This is a genomic window from Salipiger sp., assembly GCF_048261495.1.
Taxonomy (GTDB): domain Bacteria; phylum Pseudomonadota; class Alphaproteobacteria; order Rhodobacterales; family Rhodobacteraceae; genus Salipiger.
The window spans coordinates 324,133-340,691 of record NZ_JBLXFX010000002.1 but is presented as its reverse complement, the minus strand read 5'-3'; the positions used below and the strand labels follow the sequence as shown (position 1 = coordinate 340,691).

The window sequence follows — 16,559 nt, the reverse complement described above, 5'->3', positions numbered from 1 at the left end:
AACCAAGGGAGGAGACACCAAGATGTTCGGAGAGATGAACAGGCGCGCGCTGCTGCGCGGGATGGCCGCGACGGGGCTGGTGACCGCCGCCGCCGGGCGGGCCGGGGCGGCTGCGCAGAAATGGAACCTGACGATCTACTACGGTCCGGGCCATTCGCTGACACAGCTCTACATGGCCTTTGCCGACGATCTGCGCGCGCGCAGCGATGGCGCGTTCGACATCACCGTGCGCACGGCGGGCGAACTGCCGTTCCGCGCCACCGAGGCGGTGACCGTGCTGGGGCAGGGCCAGGTCGAGATGGCGCTCGGCTACCAGGGCTTCATCGCGGGCACGACCAAGGTGGCGGCGCTGACCGGCCTGCCGTTCCTCGTGCGCAACGAGGAGGAGGCGGCAAAGGCGATGCCGGTGCTCAAGCCCTACGTCGATGCGAAACTGGCCGAACAGGGCTGCCGCAGCCTGATCTTCTCCGGCCAGAACTGGCCGCAGAACGTCTATGGCCGGGGCGAGCCGATGACCAGGCTCGAAGATTTCAAGGGCCGCAACGCCCGCGGCTCCAGCCCCGAGCAGGGCGACATCATCCAGCGCTACGGCGGCGCGCCGGTGACGCTGACCACCGCCGAGGTCCCCGAGGCGATGCATCGCGGCGTGGTCGACGCGGTGTTCACCGGGGCGCCCAACATCCTCGGCTCGAAATGGGAGGAATTCCTCGACTGGGCGTATTTCTGCGATCCGCACATCGCCATCGAATACGTGATGATCAATTCCGAGCTTTACGAGGGTCTTTCCGACGATCTGCGCGGCGTGCTCGACGCGACGGCGGCGGATCACCAGGGCCTCATCAACGAGGCGCGGCGCAAGTCCAACGCCGAGGCCGAGGCGACCCTGCGCGACGCGATGACCGTGGTCGATGCCGCGCCCGAGGACGTGGCGCGCTACAACACCGACTGGGCGGGCTACTGGTCCGACTGGGCGGGCGAGGACGCCACCCTGCAGGAGGCGCTGGCGGCGGTGCGCGAGGCGCTCGGCAAGTAGCGCCGCCGGTTCGCCAAGGGCAACGGCCCCGGCGGGTGCGCCTGCCGGGGCGGGGTGGCGGTGTTGCGCCGTCACCCGAAGAACGTCGCGCAAGCCGATGGGATGTATCGGTATTTGCGTAATCGGAATGCCGGGAAGCCGGCGTGACAGAGAGACAGACAGGTGCGGCGGGCCGACGCCGCCGGCACAGGACCGGGACAAGACCGAGAGATGACCAGACAAACCGCGATCAACATCGACGACATGGCCGTGCTGGCCCGCAGGCGCCTGCCGCGCATCGCCTTCGATTTCATCGACGGCGGGGTGGATGGCGAGGGCGGGTTGTCCCGCAACCGCGACGCCTTTGCCCGCTACACGCTGCTGCCGCGCTACCTGGTGGACGTCGAACACCGCCACCAGCGGGTGACCCTGTTCGGCCACGAGTACAAGGCGCCGTTCGGGATCTCGCCCATGGGGATCGCGGGATTCTTCCGCCCCGGCGCGGATCTCATCCTTGCCGGGGCGGCGGCGCGGGCGGGGGTGCCCTACCTCATGTCCTCCGCCAGCTGCGATTCCATCGAAGAGGCCATGGCCGCCGCGCCGGACACCACCTGGTTTCAGGTCTACGGCACCCGCAATCCCGACATCACCCGCGACATGATCCGCCGCGCGACGGCGCTGAAGGTGCGGGTGCTGGTGGTCACCATCGACACGCCGGTGATCGGCAAGCGCGAGCGCAACATGCGCAACGGGTTCACCCGTCCGATGAAGATGACCGCCGATGTCATCCTGCAGGGGCTGTCGCGCCCCGGCTGGACGCTAGACTACCTGCGCAACGGCGGCATTCCGATGATGCGGAACTGGCGCCCCTATGCGGGCGAGGGCGCGGATGCGGACCGGGTGGCGGATCTCTACGGTTCGGAAACCCCGGCCCCCGGCCAGACCTGGGAGGTGCTCGAGATGATCCGGCGCGAATGGACCGGGCCGCTGGTGGTCAAGGGCGTGCTGCATCCCGAGGATGCGCTGCGGGCGAAGGCCATCGGGGCCGACGGCCTGATCGTGTCGAACCACGGGGCGCGCCAGCTCGACGCGGCGCCGGCCTCGCTCGACATGCTGCCGCAGATCCGCGAGGCGGTGGGCCCCGGCATGACGCTGCTGATCGACAGCGGCATCCGGCGCGGCTCGGACATTGCCAAGGCGCTGTGCCTCGGGGCGAGCGCGGCGCTGTTCGGGCGCCCCGCGATGTTCGGCGTAGCCGCGGGCGGCGCGGCGGGCGCCGAACGCGTGCTCGAGATCTACCGCCAGGAACTGGGGCTCGTCATGGGGATGATGGGCTGGACCGATTGCAGCTGCGCCGGACCCGGCAGCCTGCGCGACGCGCGGGGCGGGGCGGTGCTCTCCGACTTTACAGACAGGAAGGCAGACCAATGACGGATCACATGCATCTGATCGGCTTCTACATGCACAGCCCGATCAACCACACCGCGATCAGCTGGGCCGATCCCGACGACGGGCGGCTGGCCGCGATGGGATCGTTCGACCAGTGGAAGCGGCTGGCCCGCACGCTGGAGCGCGGCATGTTCGACGGCGCCTTCTTTGCCGACACGCCGGGCGGGTTCGACGTCTACCGCGACAGCCTGGACGACTACGTGCGCTGGGGCGTGTGCTGGCCCTGCCACGATCCGATGGCGCTGGTCGGGGTGATGCTGGCCGAGACCTCGCACCTCGGGCTGGCGGTCACGATGTCGACCTCGGGCAGCCACCCCTACCAGACGGTGCGCCGGATCTCGACCATGGATCACCTCAGCGGCGGGCGCGTGGGCTGGAACATCGTCTCGGGCCATCTGCGCGGCGAACACCGGGCGCTGGGTCTGGATCAGCTCGGCCACGATGAACGCTATGACCATGCGGACGAATACATGGAGATCTGCTACCAGCTCTGGGACGGGATCGCGCCCGACGCGATCCTGGCCGATGCCGCGACCGGCCAGTTCGCCGACCCGGCCAGGGTCGCGCAGCTTGCCTTTGACGGCAAGTACCTGAAATGCCATGGCGTTCCGCCGGTCATGCGTTCGCCCCAGGGGCGGCCTGTGCTGTTCCAGGCGGGGTCCTCCGGGCGCGGGCAGAGCTTTGCGATGCGCCATGCGGACGTGGTGTTCTCGATCCAGCCGCGGGCCGAGGCGATGACCCGCTTCGTCGCGAAGCTGGCCGACACCGCCCGCGCCGAGGGCCGGGCCGAGACGCCCAAGGTGACCTTCGGCATCCAGTGCGTGCTGGGCGGGACCGAGGCCGAGGCCAGGCGCCACCAGGCCGAGATGGCCGAACGGGTGCCGATCGACGCGGCGCTGTGCCGGATGTCGGGGACGATGGGGCTGGATTTCAGCAAGCTCGACCTCGATTCCCGGCTGGCGGACAACACCACGCAGGCCTCGCAGGGGATGCTGATGGCGCTGGCCAACATGACCGGCAACGGCGATGCCACGGTGCGCGATGCGGCGCGGATGTTCGGCAGCTCCACGGGGATGCCGCAGGTCGTGGGCACGCCGGAACAGGTGGCCGACGAACTCGAACGTCTCTGGCGGTCGAGCGGCTGTTTCGGCTTCAACGTGACCCCCACCACCAACATCGGCAGCGTGGAGGATTTCGTCGACGAGGTGGTGCCGCGCCTGCAGGCCAAGGGCATCTACCGGACGGAATACGACGGCTCCACCCTGCGCGAAAATCTCGAACTCCCGGAGGTGGCGGCATGAGCCACGACACCAAACCCCGCCTGACCGTGCCCGCAGGGGCCTGCGATTGTCACATGCACATCTATGACGACCGCTTTCCGCCCTCGGACAGGGCCTATCTCTTCCCGCGCAATTTCCTGGTCGACGACTACCTTGCCATGCGCGCCCGACTCGGGATCGACCGGACGGTGATCGTGCAGCCCGTCACCTACGGCTTCGACAACCGTTGCACGCTGGAGGCGGTGGCGCGCATCGGCGACAGCGCGCGCTGCATCGTCACCGTGCCGACCGATGCGACGGACGAGACGCTGGCCGATCTGCGCGGGCAGGGCGCGCGGGGTTTCCGCTTTCACCAGATGCGCGGCGGCTTGCTGACGTGGGAGGATCTGCCGGTCATGGCCGATCGCATCCGGGGCAGCGACTGGCACGTGCAGGTGCAGCTCGACGGGATGGAACTGCCCGAACGGGAAGAGGCCATCGCGGCGCTTCCCTGTACGGTGGTGCTCGACCACATGGGGCGGTTTTCCGGGGATGTCGACCTCGATCATCCGGCGGTCAGGGCGCTGCTGAGGCTGGCGGCGCGGGACAATGTCTTCGTGAAACTGTCCGGGGCCTCCTATGTCTCGCGGCAGGGTGCGCCGGGGTACGGCGACCTCTACCCGCTGGCGCGCGCGCTGGTCGGGGTGTCGGACCGGCTGGTCTGGGGATCGGACTGGCCGCATCCGACCGAAACCGACGAGACCCGGCCCGACGATGCGCGCCTGCTGGATCTGCTGGGCGACTGGGATCTGACCCCGGCGCAGGTGAAGGCGGTTCTCTGCGCGACGCCGGCGCGGCTCTACGGGTTTTCCCCGGTGGACTGACGGTTCCGCCGATGCATCCGCCGCGCCATCCATCGGACCCGTTGAACGTCAGGTATACCAGTGGTATCCTCGATGCGGGACGAGGAGGAACTCAGATGGCCGCGCGCATCACGCTGGATCAGTTGCAGACCTTGATCGCGGTGGCGGAATGCGGCAGCTTTTCCGCCGCCGCGCGGCGGGTGAACCGGGTGCAATCGGCGGTCAGCCAGGCGATCCAGTCGCTGGAGGACGCGCTGCAGGTGCAGTTGTTCGACCGCTCCCAGAAGCTGCCGCGCCTTACCGACGCGGGCACGGCGATCCTGGGCGACGCGCGCCGCATCCTGTCGCGCACCGATTCCCTGCGCGCCCGCGCCCGCAGCATTTCGGAAGAAACCGAACCCGAGGTGCGGCTGGCCATCGAACAGGTCTTTCCCAACGAGATCCTGATTGCCAGCCTCAAGGACTTCCACACCCGCTACCCGTCGGTTTCCGTCACGCTGATCGGCGACGGGCTCGGTGCGCCGGAACAGTCGCTGGAGGAGGGGATCGCCTCGACCGCGATCTATTCGCCGGTTTCCGACGGCATGGCGGGCATCCAGTTGAGGTTCTTCGGCAACGTGCCGATCACCGTGGTCGCCGCCTCGTCGCACCCGCTGGCCCGCTGTGCCGGGCCGATCACGCAGGAGAGCCTGGACGAGCACGTGCAACTGATCCTGTCGGACCGCTCGAAGCGGGTGAGGGGGGTCATCATGGGCGCGCGCACCTGGAGCTTCGTCGACCAGTTCAGCCGCCTCGATTTCGTGCTGAACGGCTTCGGGTGGAGCCTGATGCCGCGCCATCTCGCCCGCCCGCACATCGACCGGGGCGACCTGGTGGAACTGGACCTCGCGATCTACAGCGGCCGCCACCTGTGGTTTCCGCTCTATGCCGCGCATCGCGCCGACCACCCGCCGGGCCCGGCGGCGCAATGGCTGGTGCAGGACATGGCGCAGCGTTTCGAAAGCTGGTCGGGCGCGCAGATCGACGAATTGGGCGAACCGCTGGGAATCCAGGTGCGGGTGACCGCGGCCTAGGGGGCAGGGGCCGCGCGGAGCGGAAAAAAAATGTATCGGAGCGGCACCAATGACTAGAATACTATTGAAATACCAGTTGCATTGATGTTTGGATCGGACAGGGAAAGACGCGCGGGACGATACGAGGAGAGTGTCGCCCACAGGCGCGGTCCCGCATGGGAGGAGAACAGCACATGATGAGAACGACCCTTTCGCGGCTGGCACTTTGTGCCGGTCTGACGGCGCTTGCGGCCACGGGCGCGCTGGCCGACCCGGTGAAGCTGCGCCTCGGCTCGGCCACGGCGGATGCCGAAACCGATGTCTACAAGATCACCTGGCGCGAGCTGACCAAGGCGCTCGAAGAGCTGGCGCCGGGGGAATTCGACGTCTCGTTCTTTCCGAACCGCCAGCTCGGCGACGAAAAGGAGATGGTGCAGGGGCTGCAGCTCGGCACGCTCGACATGGCGGTGATCACCAATTCCGTCGTCGCCAACGTGGTGCCGGAATTCGTGGTGAACGATCTGCCCTTCCTCTATTCCAGCCAGGAAAAGGCGGCCGCGATCCTCGATGGCCCGCTGGGCGAGGATCTGCTGTCGACGCTCGACGCCAAGGGCATCGTCGGACTGGCCTTCTGCGAGGCGGGCTACCGGCACATGCTGAACAACGTCCGCCCCGTGACCTCGCCCGAGGACGTGGTGGGCGCGAAGTACCGCGTGATGCAGAGCCCGATCTTCATCGGCATGTTCGAAAGCCTCGCGGGCAACCCGGTGCCGATGGCCTGGGGCGACACGATCACCGCCTTCCAGCAGGGCGCCATCGACGGCATCGAGGTGCCGGCCTGGGTGGTGGCGGGGGCCAACCTCGACGAGGTGGCCAAGTACATGTCGCTGACGCGGCACGTCTATTCCGCCTCGCCGCTGATGATCTCCAAGGCCTCGTTCAACCGCCTGTCGGACACGCAGAAGGTCGCGCTCAAGACCGCCGCCAAGACCGCCTGCCAGAACGAACGGGTGCGCAGCGCCCAGCAGGAGACCGAGATCATCGCCACCCTGAAGGAGCGCGGCAGGATCGAGATCAACGACGTGACCGACACCGCCCCCTTCCGCGAGGCGATGACCCCGGTCTATGCCGAGTTCCGCGACAAGATCGGCGGCGAACGGCTTGACGCCTGGCTCAAAGCCGCGAACGAGTGACGGGCGCATCGAAAGGCTGAGCCGGTCATGACCCCCGCATTCCGCATCATCGACCGGGCGAGCTTCTGGCTCGCCCGGCTGTGTTCCCTCGCCGTCGTGCTGATGACCGTCGGCTTCATCCTCGCGCTGCTGCTTCAGGTGGTGTTCCGCTACCTGCTCGACGCCCCGCTGTCCTGGTCCGAGGAACTGGCGACGCTGCTCTTCGTCTGGGCGGCGCTGCTGGCGGCGGCGACGGCGGTGCGCTTCAATCAGAACCTGCGCCTGACCTTTCTCGAGGACCTGCTGCCGGGGCGCCCGGCGCGGATGCTCGGCTGGCTGCGCCACGTGCTCGCGGCGGGCTTCGGCGCCTTTCTGGTGCGCGACGGCTGGCGGCTGGCGGAACTGGTCTGGACCAACACCTCGGCGGCGATCGGCTATCCGATGTGGATGCTCTACCTGTCGGTGCCGGTGACGGGCGGATTGCTGGTGCTGCATTCGGCGGCCTGCCTCGGGGCGGACCTGACCGGCACGCGCCCGGATGCGGAGGCGGCGACATGACCGGCGCGGACTGGATCCTGCTCGTCGGATCGGTGGGGCTGCTGATCCTCGGCGTGCCCTATGCCATCACCATCGGTCTGGTCAGCATCGCGGCGCTCTTCGCCATCGGGGTCGATCCGGTGGTGACGGTGCAGCAGATGGTGGCCGGGCTCAACGTCTACGCGCTGCTGGCGCTGCCCTGTTTCATCATCGCGGGCGATCTCATGCACACCGGCGGGCTGTCGGACCGGCTGGTGAAGCTGGCGATGGTGGTGGCGCGGCGGTTCCGCGGCGGCATCGGCATGGTCGCGGTGCTCTCGGCCACGATGTTCGGCGCCATCTCGGGCTCGGCACCCGCGACCACCGCCGCCATCGGGCGGCAGATGATCCCCGAGATGGAGGCCCGCGGCTACAGCCGCAGCTTCGCCGCCGCGCTGGCGGCCGCCTACGGCCCCATCGGCATCCTCATCCCGCCGTCGATCCCGATGGTGATCTGGGGGGTGATCTCGAACACCTCGGTGCCGCGGATGTTCTTCGCCGGCATCATTCCCGGCCTGCTGATGACCGTGTCGCTGCTGATCGTGTGCAACCTGCATGCCCGCGTGACCCGACTGCCCCGCGTCGAGGAGCGCGCCACCCTTCGCGAGTTCGCCGCCGCCGCCTGGGAGGCGAAATGGGCGCTGCTGGCGCCGGTCATCATCCTCGGCGGCATCTACGGCGGCGTCTTCACCCCGACCGAGGCCGGTGTGGTGGGCATTGCCTACGGCCTGCTGGTCGGGCTGCTGCTGCACGGCGAACTGGACTGGAGGTCGCTCTACGGGATCATCCAGCGGTCGATGGCGACCTCGGCCAACATCGCCTTCGTCATCGCGCTGGCGAGCGTCTTCGGCTGGATCGTCGCCTACGAGCAACTGGCCGAACGGGTGGCAAGCGCGATCACCGGGCTGACCGACAACCGCATCGTGATCCTGCTGCTGATGAACCTGTTCCTGCTGGCGATCGGGATGCTGATGGACACCATCGCCATCATGATCGTCTTTGCCGGCTTCCTGATCCAGCTCGGCCAACAGCTCGGACTGGACCCGGTGCATCTCGGGATCATGCTGATCGTGAACCTCGGCGTCGGTCTGGCGACACCGCCCTTCGGCTACACGCTGTTCACCGCCGTCGCCATCAGCGACGTCCCCTTCGGCAAGGTGGCACGGGCGCTGACCTGGCTCATCCTGGTGGAACTGGGCGTCGTCGCCCTCGTCACCTACCTGCCGCCGCTGTCGCTGTTCCTCCCGGGGCTGTTCATGGACTGACCCCCCGGGACGGGGCGTCGGGTGGGCCGTTTCGGTTGGCCGCTCCCGACGCCCGCGCGGCCGCTCCCGGTGCGCCGCACGACCGCCGAACGCAAGACGGTGCCGCCACCACCCCTCCGGCGGCGACCTGGAACCGGCTTGTCCCGGCAATCCGCCTCGTGCCCCGCATGTTTCCCACGACCACCACCGTTTTCCGCGCCACCATCTGCCGCTGGATGTCACCGTCCCTCGTTCCACATCTTTCGAAGACCACCCCAGTCGCACGCGCATGTTTCAACGGTTCGATAAAGGACTACCCCCAAGCGGCCGCCGGTCGTGTCGCGAATGCTGTGGAAATTCCCAAGCGGCGTTCTCCGGCCATGTGAGGGTGCGTCCGATCATGCGGCGAGGTAAAGCGCGATAGGCTCGATGGGTTGTGAGAGCGTTTCCCAGCCATCGACCTTCCACATCTGGATACGGCCGGAGGTCAGCAAGGCCCGGACCAGCATCGACACGATCTCGGCGCAGGGCTGCACGGTCCGGGTCTTGATTTTGCGTCGGAATTCCTCGTCGAGGCGTTCTATGGCGTTGGTGGTCTTCGCTGACTTCCATTGCCATGGGTCCCGGCGGGTGAAGGTGAAGAGACGCTCGCCAGCTTCTTCGAGGCTGGCGGCCACGGCTCGGCACTTGAGCCGCCATTTCCGCAGGAAAGCCTTGCGGTGTGTTTCGATCTTGGCTGCGGTGCCGGCATAGCTCATGTCCCGGTAGTCCGTCGTCAACTCGTCATGCAGGTGCTGGGGAGCATGGCCGAGCAGGTTTCGGTGTTTATGTGGTAATCCCCCCCGATCTTAGTGGGATGCGGAAGTAGAATTTTCTCGGCAGGGTGAACGAGGAGATTCCGATGAAGAAGACACGATTTACCCAAGCCCAGATCATGCACTGCCCGGCAGGGCATTGCGCAGCAATGTCCCGAGAGGGGTGTGCTGCGTCAATGGAGGGCGGCGTGCCAGCGGCCGAGCTGTGCCGCGAACATGGGAGGAGCAGTGCCACGCTCTACAAGTGGCGGGCCAAATATGGCGGCATGGATGCCAGCCTGATCAGCGAGATGAAGGCGATGGCCGAGGAGAACCGCCGCCTGAAGCGAACGTTCGCCGATGTCAGCATGCAAAACGACCTGCTGAAGGAGGCGCTCGGAAAAAAATGTGACGGCCAGCTCAACGCCGAGAGTTGGCCGTGAAGGCAGTGGCATTTAAGGGCGTCAGCATCGCGCTTGCGTGCAGAGCGTTCGATGTCAGCGAGACGTGCTATCGATACAGCCCCAAGCTGGACGATGAGAACGAGCAGATCGCTTACCTGCTGCTCGGGCTCACGAAGTCGAAGAAGACCTGGGGCTTCGGCCTGTGCTTCCTGTACTTGCGCAATGCCCAGGGGCACGGGTGGAACCACAAGCGCGTGTACCGGGTCTACCGCGAGCTGGAGCTGAACCTGCGGATCAAGCCGCGCAAGCGGCTGAAGCGGGACAAGCCCGAGGCCTTGAAGGTGCCGGAAGGTGTGAACGAGGTCTGGTCCATGGACTTCATGGCAGATCGCCTGGGGGACGGTCGCCAGTTCCGCTTGCTGAACGTCCTGGACGACTTCAACCGTGAAGGCTTGGGCATCGAGATCGACTTCTCGCTGCCCGCCGAACGGGTCGTCCGGGCCCTGAACCAGATCATCGAATGGCGTGGCCACCGAAGACGATCAGGGTGGACAACGGCCCGGAATACATCAGCGGCACCTTCCCTCTCGGGACATCACTGCGTGATGCCCTGCCGGGCAGTGGATGGAAAGGGCCGAACACAAAGGCATCGCCCTGGCCCACATCCAGCCCGGGAAACCGCAGCAAAATGCCTATGTCGAGCGCTACAACCGGACGGTCCGGCACGAATGGCTGGACCTCCATATCTTCGAAACCATCGAACAGGTGCAGCAGATTGCCACCGAGTGGCTCTGGTCCTACAACAACGAATGAGCTACTCCCCATCGGTTAGACAGTTTCTGACGCGATTTAAGCTATTCTCTGCCCTTGCAGGTCGGTTTCGATTTGGTTGAAGTAGACCACGGCGGGCGGCTGTCCGCCATGGGCGGCGTGGGGCCGCTGGTGGTTGTAGAAGGTCATCCATTTCCGGATCGCCGCTTTCGTCTCCGATCCGGTCTCCCAGGCATGCAGGTAAACGCACTCGTATTTCAGGGTGCGCCACAGCCTCTCGATGAAGATATTGTCGAGGAAACGGCCCTTCCCATCCATCGATATGCGCACGCTGGACCGGCGGAGCCGATCCGTCCAGGCAAAGGACGTGAACTGGGATCCCTGATCCGTATTCATTATCTCTGGCGGGCCGAACTTGTGGATGGCCTCGTTCAGCGCCTCGACACAGAAGTCGGCCTCCAGCGTGTTCGAGATCCGCCAGGACAGGACCTTGCGGGTATGCCAGTCCATGATCGCCACGAGGTATAGGAACCCGCGCCGCATGGGCAGGTAGGTGATATCCGAGCACCAGACCTGGTTCGGGCGTTCCACCCGTAGACCTCTGAGCAGGTAGGGATAGGTCTTGTGGCCCTTCGTCGGCCTGCTCGTGTTGGGCTTCTGGTAAATCGGCACTAGCCCCATCAGGCGCATCAGCCGCCGGATGCGCTTCTCGTTCACTAGGTGGCCGTCGTTGCGCAGGTGCCAGGTCATTTGCCGGACACCGAAGAACGGCGTCTCCAAGAACTGCTCGTCGATCCGCCGCATCAGGCCGAGGTTCTGTTCGGTCTCGCCCTTGGGCGTGTAGTAGAAAGACGAACGCGCGATCGACAGCAACTTGCACTGCTGGCCGATCGACAGATCCAGGTGGTCAGGCTCGATCATGCCGCGCCTCACTTCCCGCCCCAGGGCTTCAGCTTTCGTTCCAAAAAAGAGTTGGCCACCGCCAGCTCCCCGATCTTGGCGTGGAGCTCCTTCACCTGCTCCTCGTCAATCTCCGGCTTCTTGCGGCCCCCGCGTTCGAACACACCGGAGGCGCCTTCGAGCAGGGCTCGCTTCCATTGATGGATCATCGTCGGATGCACCCCGAACCGGCTTGCCAGTTCGGCAGCCGTCTCCTCGCCTTTCAGGGCTTCCAGCGCGACCTTCGCCTTGAACTCAGGCGCGTGCTGCTTCCGTTTCGACATCTCTGATCTCCTTCTCGTCGAAGATCAGCAGACTGCAAATCGTAGCTTATGTCAGTGTCCGAATTTCGGGGGGTAGCTCAAGAATCCGGTCAGAGCGCCAGTTGCGCAGAGACAAAGTAGGCGCGTGATGCGATATCGCCCGAGAAGTCTTCGGCATCATAATGCGGCGCCAGAAGCAGATCAATCAGTCCCAGATCGCCGCTTGACTCCTAGAAGGGCGTCCAAGGGAGGACGTCTCCGCCGCTGGCCCTCTCTTCGCGGATCATCGCGTGGCCGGATTCGCGGATTTTGTGGAAGCCGCGACGGGCGAGTTCGGTGATCAGGCTGGTCTTGCCCGCACCGGGGCCGCCCGTCACGACGAAGAAGCGGTCGCTCATGGGGCTTCCGCGAATTTGACCTAGCGAAGCGCTGCGAAACGATCGACACGCGATGTGTATGGATCGAGGCTGCACAAAATTTTCGCAGGGAAAACAGCACCCGTCTGCGCGGCAGAAGTAAATCCTGTGACGAAAAGGCAGAACTATCTGATGCTTTTCAAAAAGGGGAATGGTGGAGCCTAGGGGGATCGAACCCCTGACCTCTTGCATGCCATGCAAGCGCTCTCCCAGCTGAGCTAAGGCCCCATTCTCGGGCGCCGCTTCCGGCGCCGTGCGCGACGATCTACGAAAAGCCGTGGGCGGGTTCAAGCGAAAAAAACACCGCCCTCGGCATTATTCGGGCTCAGTCGTCGTCTTCTCCGGGAACGTCGGTGATCTCGTCGAGCGAGACGTTGTCGTCATCCTCGTCCTCGAGCACATCATCGTCGTCATCCAGATCGACTTCGACATCATCGTCGAGCAGATCGACTTCTTCGGTTTCCTCTTCCTTCCGGGTGCGGCGAGCGCCGTCGGCGGAATCGGCGGCAAGCATCGTGCGCTTGCCGGTGTCGAGCGTCAGGACTTCCCCGGTGTAGGGGCTGACGATCGGGGTCTTGTTCAGGTCGTAGAAGCGCTTGCCCGTGGTCGGGCAGACACGCTTCGTGCCCCATTCTTCTTTGGGCATGGGTGGTTCCCTTTACGCTGTCCGGTCATGTCGACAATCCGCGCCCTCTGCCATAACAGGGGGGTGGTGTCAAAGGCTTTGGCCTATTCCTATTCGAGGCTCAGCATATGGGGCAGATCACCCTTCCGGGCAACCCCCCGATCTTCGTGACCCTGCGCCGCTCCGCGCGGGCGCGCCGGTTGTCCCTGCGTCTGTCGCAACTCGACGGGCGGGTGACGCTGACCCTGCCCAAGCGGCTGCCCGAGCGCGAGGCGATCTGTTTCCTCCAGGAAAAGGAGGACTGGCTGCGCGGACACCTCGAGGCGCGCGGCGACGATGTGACCATGGGCCCCGGCGCGCTGCTGCCGATCGAGGGGGTCCTGCAAGAGATCCGACCTTCTTCGGGGCGCTCTGTCCGGTTGGAGCCGGGCGCGGTGCTGGTGCCGGGCGAGGCGGAGCAGATCCCCGTGCGTCTGCGCGCCTTTCTGCGCACGCTCGCGCGCGAGCGGCTGGCGGCGGCGTCGGACCGTCATTCCGCCACGCTCGGGCGCCCCTACAGCCGCCTCACGCTTCGCGATACGCGGTCGCGCTGGGGGTCCTGTACGATGGACGGCGCGCTCATGTATTCGTGGCGGCTGATCCTGGCGCCGCCGGAGGTGCTGGATTACGTCGCCGCGCACGAGGTCGCCCATCTTGCCGAGATGAACCATTCCGCGGCCTTCTGGAGCGTGGTCGAACGGCTTTACGGCGACTGGCAGACCCCGCGGCGGTGGCTGCGGGAGGAGGGTGCGACGCTGCACCGATACCGTTTCGGAGATTGACGCGCGCGGCGTTCGTGATCACGATCCGCAGCCATGAACACCCCCCTGACACGCCCTTCGGAAACCGTCCTCTCCGCGCATGAACGCGTCTATCGCGGCCTGCGGACGCGCATCATGCTGGGCCAGATCGCCCCCGGCGAATCACTGACCCTGCGCGGCATAGGGCGGGAGTTCGACGTCTCGATGACTCCGGCCCGCGAATCCGTGCAGCGGCTGGTGGCGGAAGGGGCGCTGTCGATGTCCTCGTCCGGGCGGGTGTCGACCCCGGAACTGTCGAACGAGCGGATCGAGGAGCTGGCGGCGCTCAGGGCGCTGATCGAGGTCGAACTGGCCTCGCGCGCCCTGCCGCGGGCGCACATGGCGCTGATCGACCGGCTTCACGCGATCAACGCGACGATTTCCGACGTGGTCGATGAGCGCGACGCGGTGGGCTACATCCGCTCGAACCTCGAATTTCACCGGACGCTCTACCTTCGGGCGCAGGCTCCGGCGATGCTGGCAATGGCGGAAACGGTCTGGCTGCAACTCGGACCGACGATGCGGGCGCTCTACGGACGTCTGCGGCGCACCGAAGCGCCGCAGTACCACCGGCTCATCATCGCCGCGCTGAAGGCGGGGGACGAGCCGGGCCTGCGGCTGGCGGTGCGCTCCGACGTGACGCAGGGTTTGAAGATGCTGACGAGCTGACGGCGGGGCGGGCTCAGGCGGCGAGCCCCCTGGCCCCCATGTTCAGGAACTTGTCCCGGCGCGCCTTGATCAGCGCCTTGGGCTTCATGCCGTCCATTTCCGCCAGAAGCGCCGTGATGGTCTGGTCGACCTCGGTGATGGTCACGGCCCGGTCGCGGTGTGCGCCGCCGAGGGGTTCGGGGATGATCCGGTCGGCCACGCCGAGCTTCAGCAGATCCTGGGCGGTCAGGCGCAGCGCCTCGGCCGCCTCGCGCATCTTCTCCGCATCCTTCCAGAGGATCGATGCGCAGCCTTCGGGCGAGATCACCGAATAGACCGAATGTTCCAGCATCGCCACGCGGTTGGCCGTGGCAAAGGCCACGGCCCCGCCGGAGCCGCCTTCGCCGATGATGACGGTGATGAGGGGCACGCCGATCTGGAGGCATTTCTCGGTCGCGCGGGCGATGGCCTCGGACTGGCCGCGCTCTTCGGCACCCTTGCCGGGATAGGCGCCGGGGGTGTCGACCAGCGTGATGACCGGGAGGTTGAACTTGTCGGCCATCTCCATCAGGCGGATCGCCTTGCGGTAGCCCTCGGGACGGGCCATGCCGAAATTCCGCTCGATCCGCGACTGGGTGTCGTTGCCCTTTTCGTGGCCGATCACCATCACGGGGCGATCCTGGTAGCGCGCCAGGCCGCCCATCACGGCATGATCGTCGGCAAAGCCGCGATCCCCGGCAAGCGGCGTGTACTCGGTGAACAGCGCCTCGATGTAATCCTTGCAATGCGGGCGGTCGGGGTGACGCGCGACCTGGCATTTCCGCCACGGGGTCAGCTTGCGATAGAGATCGCGCAGAAGATCCGCCGCCTTGCGATCGAGCGCGGCGGCTTCCTCTTCGACATGCATGTCTTCGTTCTTGCGCGCCATCGCGCGCAGCTCTTCCGCCTTGCCTTCGATTTCGGCGAGCGGTTTTTCGAAGTCGAGATAATGCGTCATGCCCGGCACCTTGTTGCTGGGCGACTATATGGCGACAGTGGCGGGGGGATGCAACAAAGCAAGCGGCGCCGCGCCGCCTCGCGGTGCCCCGCACGACCGGGGCCGACGCGCCGGGGTCATCGCAGCAGGACCGCCGCGAGCGAGGCGAGCAGCAGCGCCGCCATGGTCCAGTTGAAGGCCCGCAGGCGCACGGGGTTGGTGAGCATCCGCCGCAATCCCTTGCCCATGGCGGTCCAGGCGGTGGTCGAGATCACCGACATCACCACGTAGGTGCCCGCGACCCAGAGCACCGCCGAGAGTTGGCGGTCCGCGGCGTAGAGCGTGATCGCGCCGAGCGCCATCGACCAGGCCTTGGGATTGACCCACTGGAAGGCGGCAGCCTGCAGGAAGGACAGGGGGCGCGCGGCGCTCCTGCCTTCGCCGGGGGCGGCCGCATGGGCGATCTTCCAGGCCAGCCAGAGCATGTAGGCGACCGAGGCGACCTTCAGAATGACCAGCAGCGGCGGCCAAAGGTCGAACACCTGCATCGCCCCGAGCCCGACCAGCAGCACCATCGCCGGAAAGCCGATGCCGATGCCCAGCATGTGCGGCACGCTGGGTCGGATGCCGAAATTCGCGCCCGACGCCATGAGCATCAGGTTGTTGGGGCCGGGCGTGATGACCGTGACCAGCGCGAAGGCGGAGAGAGCGAGGAGGAGATCCGGTGTCATGCCGCAATAATCGCGCATAGCGCATGGCATTTGATTGCAATTTGGCGCGTCATGGCGTTCATCATGCAATTTATGGTGACACGTGACCGATTGGACGACCGGATATTGCAGGAACTGCTTCGCGACGGGCGGATCAGCAATCTTGCCCTTGCCGAAAAGGTGGGGCTGTCGCCCTCGGCCTGTCTGAGGCGGGTGGCCGCGCTCGAACGGGCCGGGGTCATCAAGGGGTATCGTGCCGTCCTCGATCCGCAGAAGACCGGTGTCGGGTTCACCTCCTACGTGACGGTCGGCCTCAATTCCCACACCAAGAGCGCCCAGGAGGCGTTCGAGCGCGCCATGGCGCGGGCGCCCGAGGTGCGGGAATGTCACAACATCACCGGCAACGTGGAATACATGCTGCGGATCGAGGCGGCGGACCTTGCCGCCTACAAGCATTTTCACACCGAGGTGCTGGGCACGCTGCCGCAGGTCAATGCCATCACCTCCTACGTGGTGATGGGCTCGCCCAAGGACGACCGGGCCTGAG

General features: G+C 66.1%; 16 protein-coding genes, 1 tRNA gene and 2 pseudogenes. 12 read left to right on the top strand and 7 right to left on the bottom strand.

What is annotated here, in order from left to right; translation table 11 throughout:
- Nucleotides 1-22: 22 nt before the first annotated feature.
- The 8 genes from ACN0RJ_RS05125 to ACN0RJ_RS05090 all read left to right on the top strand — a co-directional run bounded on the left by ACN0RJ_RS05125 (nucleotide 23) and on the right by ACN0RJ_RS05090 (nucleotide 8,648).
- Nucleotides 23-1,033, top strand: a complete 1,011-nt coding sequence (locus tag ACN0RJ_RS05125) for a TRAP transporter substrate-binding protein (RefSeq protein ID WP_417722580.1) — start codon at nucleotides 23-25, stop codon at nucleotides 1,031-1,033.
- A gap of 210 nt (nucleotides 1,034-1,243) precedes the next feature.
- Nucleotides 1,244-2,443: an alpha-hydroxy acid oxidase gene (locus tag ACN0RJ_RS05120; protein ID WP_417723595.1), complete on the top strand. Its 1,200-nt coding sequence runs from the start codon at nucleotides 1,244-1,246 to the stop codon at nucleotides 2,441-2,443.
- Nucleotides 2,440-3,762: an NtaA/DmoA family FMN-dependent monooxygenase gene (locus ACN0RJ_RS05115; protein WP_417722582.1), complete on the top strand. Its 1,323-nt coding sequence runs from the start codon at nucleotides 2,440-2,442 to the stop codon at nucleotides 3,760-3,762. Before ACN0RJ_RS05120 ends, ACN0RJ_RS05115 begins: the two co-directional genes overlap by 4 nt.
- The gene (locus ACN0RJ_RS05110) at nucleotides 3,759-4,604 is read left to right on the top strand and encodes an amidohydrolase family protein (RefSeq protein WP_417723594.1); all 846 of its coding nucleotides are present in this window, start codon (nucleotides 3,759-3,761) and stop codon (nucleotides 4,602-4,604) included. Before ACN0RJ_RS05115 ends, ACN0RJ_RS05110 begins: the two co-directional genes overlap by 4 nt.
- A gap of 95 nt (nucleotides 4,605-4,699) precedes the next feature.
- Nucleotides 4,700-5,656 carry a LysR family transcriptional regulator gene (locus ACN0RJ_RS05105; RefSeq protein ID WP_417722584.1) on the top strand — a complete coding sequence of 319 codons (957 nt, stop codon included), beginning with the start codon at nucleotides 4,700-4,702 and terminating at the stop codon, nucleotides 5,654-5,656.
- 173 nt (nucleotides 5,657-5,829) lie between these two features.
- Nucleotides 5,830-6,828: a TRAP transporter substrate-binding protein DctP gene (gene dctP, locus ACN0RJ_RS05100; protein WP_417722585.1), complete on the top strand. Its 999-nt coding sequence runs from the start codon at nucleotides 5,830-5,832 to the stop codon at nucleotides 6,826-6,828.
- 27 nt (nucleotides 6,829-6,855) lie between these two features.
- Nucleotides 6,856-7,365 (top strand): TRAP transporter small permease, encoded by a 510-nt coding sequence (locus ACN0RJ_RS05095; RefSeq protein WP_417722586.1) that lies wholly within the window; start codon nucleotides 6,856-6,858, stop codon nucleotides 7,363-7,365.
- Nucleotides 7,362-8,648 (top strand): TRAP transporter large permease, encoded by a 1,287-nt coding sequence (locus tag ACN0RJ_RS05090; RefSeq protein ID WP_417722587.1) that lies wholly within the window; start codon nucleotides 7,362-7,364, stop codon nucleotides 8,646-8,648. The genes ACN0RJ_RS05095 and ACN0RJ_RS05090 overlap by 4 nt, the downstream gene beginning before the upstream one ends.
- Before the next feature lie 377 nt (nucleotides 8,649-9,025).
- Here ACN0RJ_RS05090 and ACN0RJ_RS05085 read toward each other — a convergent pair.
- A pseudogene (locus tag ACN0RJ_RS05085) lies at nucleotides 9,026-9,457 on the bottom strand (transposase); the annotation flags it as partial.
- 71 nt (nucleotides 9,458-9,528) lie between these two features.
- Between ACN0RJ_RS05085 and ACN0RJ_RS05080 the strand changes: the two are divergent.
- Nucleotides 9,529-10,638: pseudogene (locus tag ACN0RJ_RS05080) on the top strand (IS3 family transposase).
- 36 nt (nucleotides 10,639-10,674) lie between these two features.
- Here ACN0RJ_RS05080 and ACN0RJ_RS05075 read toward each other — a convergent pair.
- From ACN0RJ_RS05075 to ACN0RJ_RS05060, 4 genes are all read right to left on the bottom strand, one after another.
- Nucleotides 10,675-11,819 (bottom strand): IS3 family transposase gene (locus ACN0RJ_RS05075; protein ID WP_417723593.1). Its coding sequence is split into 2 segments (ribosomal slippage): nucleotides 10,675-11,567 and nucleotides 11,567-11,819, totalling 1,146 coding nucleotides; the frame shifts between segments, so codons are not numbered across the junction.
- 209 nt (nucleotides 11,820-12,028) lie between these two features.
- Entirely contained in the window at nucleotides 12,029-12,196 is a 168-nt protein-coding gene (locus ACN0RJ_RS05070; protein ID WP_417723592.1) for an AAA family ATPase, read from the bottom strand.
- A 170-nt stretch (nucleotides 12,197-12,366) separates the two neighbouring features.
- A tRNA-Ala gene (locus ACN0RJ_RS05065) sits at nucleotides 12,367-12,442 on the bottom strand.
- 97 nt (nucleotides 12,443-12,539) lie between these two features.
- On the bottom strand, nucleotides 12,540-12,860 hold the full coding sequence (locus ACN0RJ_RS05060; protein ID WP_417719550.1) for a TIGR02300 family protein: 321 nt from the start codon (nucleotides 12,858-12,860) through the stop codon (nucleotides 12,540-12,542).
- 107 nt (nucleotides 12,861-12,967) lie between these two features.
- Between ACN0RJ_RS05060 and ACN0RJ_RS05055 the strand changes: the two genes are divergently transcribed.
- Nucleotides 12,968-13,660 carry a M48 family metallopeptidase gene (locus ACN0RJ_RS05055; protein WP_417723591.1) on the top strand — a complete coding sequence of 231 codons (693 nt, stop codon included), beginning with the start codon at nucleotides 12,968-12,970 and terminating at the stop codon, nucleotides 13,658-13,660.
- A gap of 33 nt (nucleotides 13,661-13,693) precedes the next feature.
- Nucleotides 13,694-14,347: a GntR family transcriptional regulator gene (locus ACN0RJ_RS05050; protein WP_417719548.1), complete on the top strand. Its 654-nt coding sequence runs from the start codon at nucleotides 13,694-13,696 to the stop codon at nucleotides 14,345-14,347.
- 13 nt (nucleotides 14,348-14,360) lie between these two features.
- Here the strand turns inward: ACN0RJ_RS05050 and ACN0RJ_RS05045 are convergent, their stop codons facing one another.
- A complete protein-coding gene (locus ACN0RJ_RS05045) occupies nucleotides 14,361-15,323 on the bottom strand; it encodes an acetyl-CoA carboxylase carboxyltransferase subunit alpha (protein ID WP_417719547.1) in 963 nt (320 codons plus the stop codon).
- Between the two features lie 116 nt (nucleotides 15,324-15,439).
- A complete protein-coding gene (locus ACN0RJ_RS05040; RefSeq protein ID WP_417719546.1) occupies nucleotides 15,440-16,033 on the bottom strand; it encodes a LysE family translocator in 594 nt (197 codons plus the stop codon).
- Between the two features lie 72 nt (nucleotides 16,034-16,105).
- Between ACN0RJ_RS05040 and ACN0RJ_RS05035 the strand changes: the two genes are divergently transcribed.
- A complete protein-coding gene (locus tag ACN0RJ_RS05035; protein WP_417719545.1) occupies nucleotides 16,106-16,558 on the top strand; it encodes an Lrp/AsnC family transcriptional regulator in 453 nt (150 codons plus the stop codon).
- Nucleotide 16,559 lies beyond the last annotated feature (1 nt).

Bases quoted from the DNA above. Each gene is read 5' to 3' on its own strand.
- ACN0RJ_RS05070 (WP_417723592.1), bottom strand. From the start codon at position 12,196: ATGAGCGACCGCTTCTTCGTCGTGACGGGCGGCCCCGGTGCGGGCAAG.
- ACN0RJ_RS05120 (WP_417723595.1), top strand. From the start codon at position 1,244: ATGACCAGACAAACCGCGATCAACATCGACGACATGGCCGTGCTGGCC.
- ACN0RJ_RS05035 (WP_417719545.1), top strand. From the start codon at position 16,106: ATGGTGACACGTGACCGATTGGACGACCGGATATTGCAGGAACTGCTT.
- ACN0RJ_RS05115 (WP_417722582.1), top strand. From the start codon at position 2,440: ATGACGGATCACATGCATCTGATCGGCTTCTACATGCACAGCCCGATC.
- ACN0RJ_RS05040 (WP_417719546.1), bottom strand. From the start codon at position 16,033: ATGACACCGGATCTCCTCCTCGCTCTCTCCGCCTTCGCGCTGGTCACG.
- ACN0RJ_RS05125 (WP_417722580.1), top strand. From the start codon at position 23: ATGTTCGGAGAGATGAACAGGCGCGCGCTGCTGCGCGGGATGGCCGCG.
- ACN0RJ_RS05110 (WP_417723594.1), top strand. From the start codon at position 3,759: ATGAGCCACGACACCAAACCCCGCCTGACCGTGCCCGCAGGGGCCTGC.
- ACN0RJ_RS05055 (WP_417723591.1), top strand. From the start codon at position 12,968: ATGGGGCAGATCACCCTTCCGGGCAACCCCCCGATCTTCGTGACCCTG.
- ACN0RJ_RS05105 (WP_417722584.1), top strand. From the start codon at position 4,700: ATGGCCGCGCGCATCACGCTGGATCAGTTGCAGACCTTGATCGCGGTG.
- ACN0RJ_RS05045 (WP_417719547.1), bottom strand. From the start codon at position 15,323: ATGACGCATTATCTCGACTTCGAAAAACCGCTCGCCGAAATCGAAGGC.
- ACN0RJ_RS05050 (WP_417719548.1), top strand. From the start codon at position 13,694: ATGAACACCCCCCTGACACGCCCTTCGGAAACCGTCCTCTCCGCGCAT.
- ACN0RJ_RS05090 (WP_417722587.1), top strand. From the start codon at position 7,362: ATGACCGGCGCGGACTGGATCCTGCTCGTCGGATCGGTGGGGCTGCTG.
- ACN0RJ_RS05060 (WP_417719550.1), bottom strand. From the start codon at position 12,860: ATGCCCAAAGAAGAATGGGGCACGAAGCGTGTCTGCCCGACCACGGGC.
- ACN0RJ_RS05095 (WP_417722586.1), top strand. From the start codon at position 6,856: ATGACCCCCGCATTCCGCATCATCGACCGGGCGAGCTTCTGGCTCGCC.
- dctP (WP_417722585.1), top strand. From the start codon at position 5,830: ATGATGAGAACGACCCTTTCGCGGCTGGCACTTTGTGCCGGTCTGACG.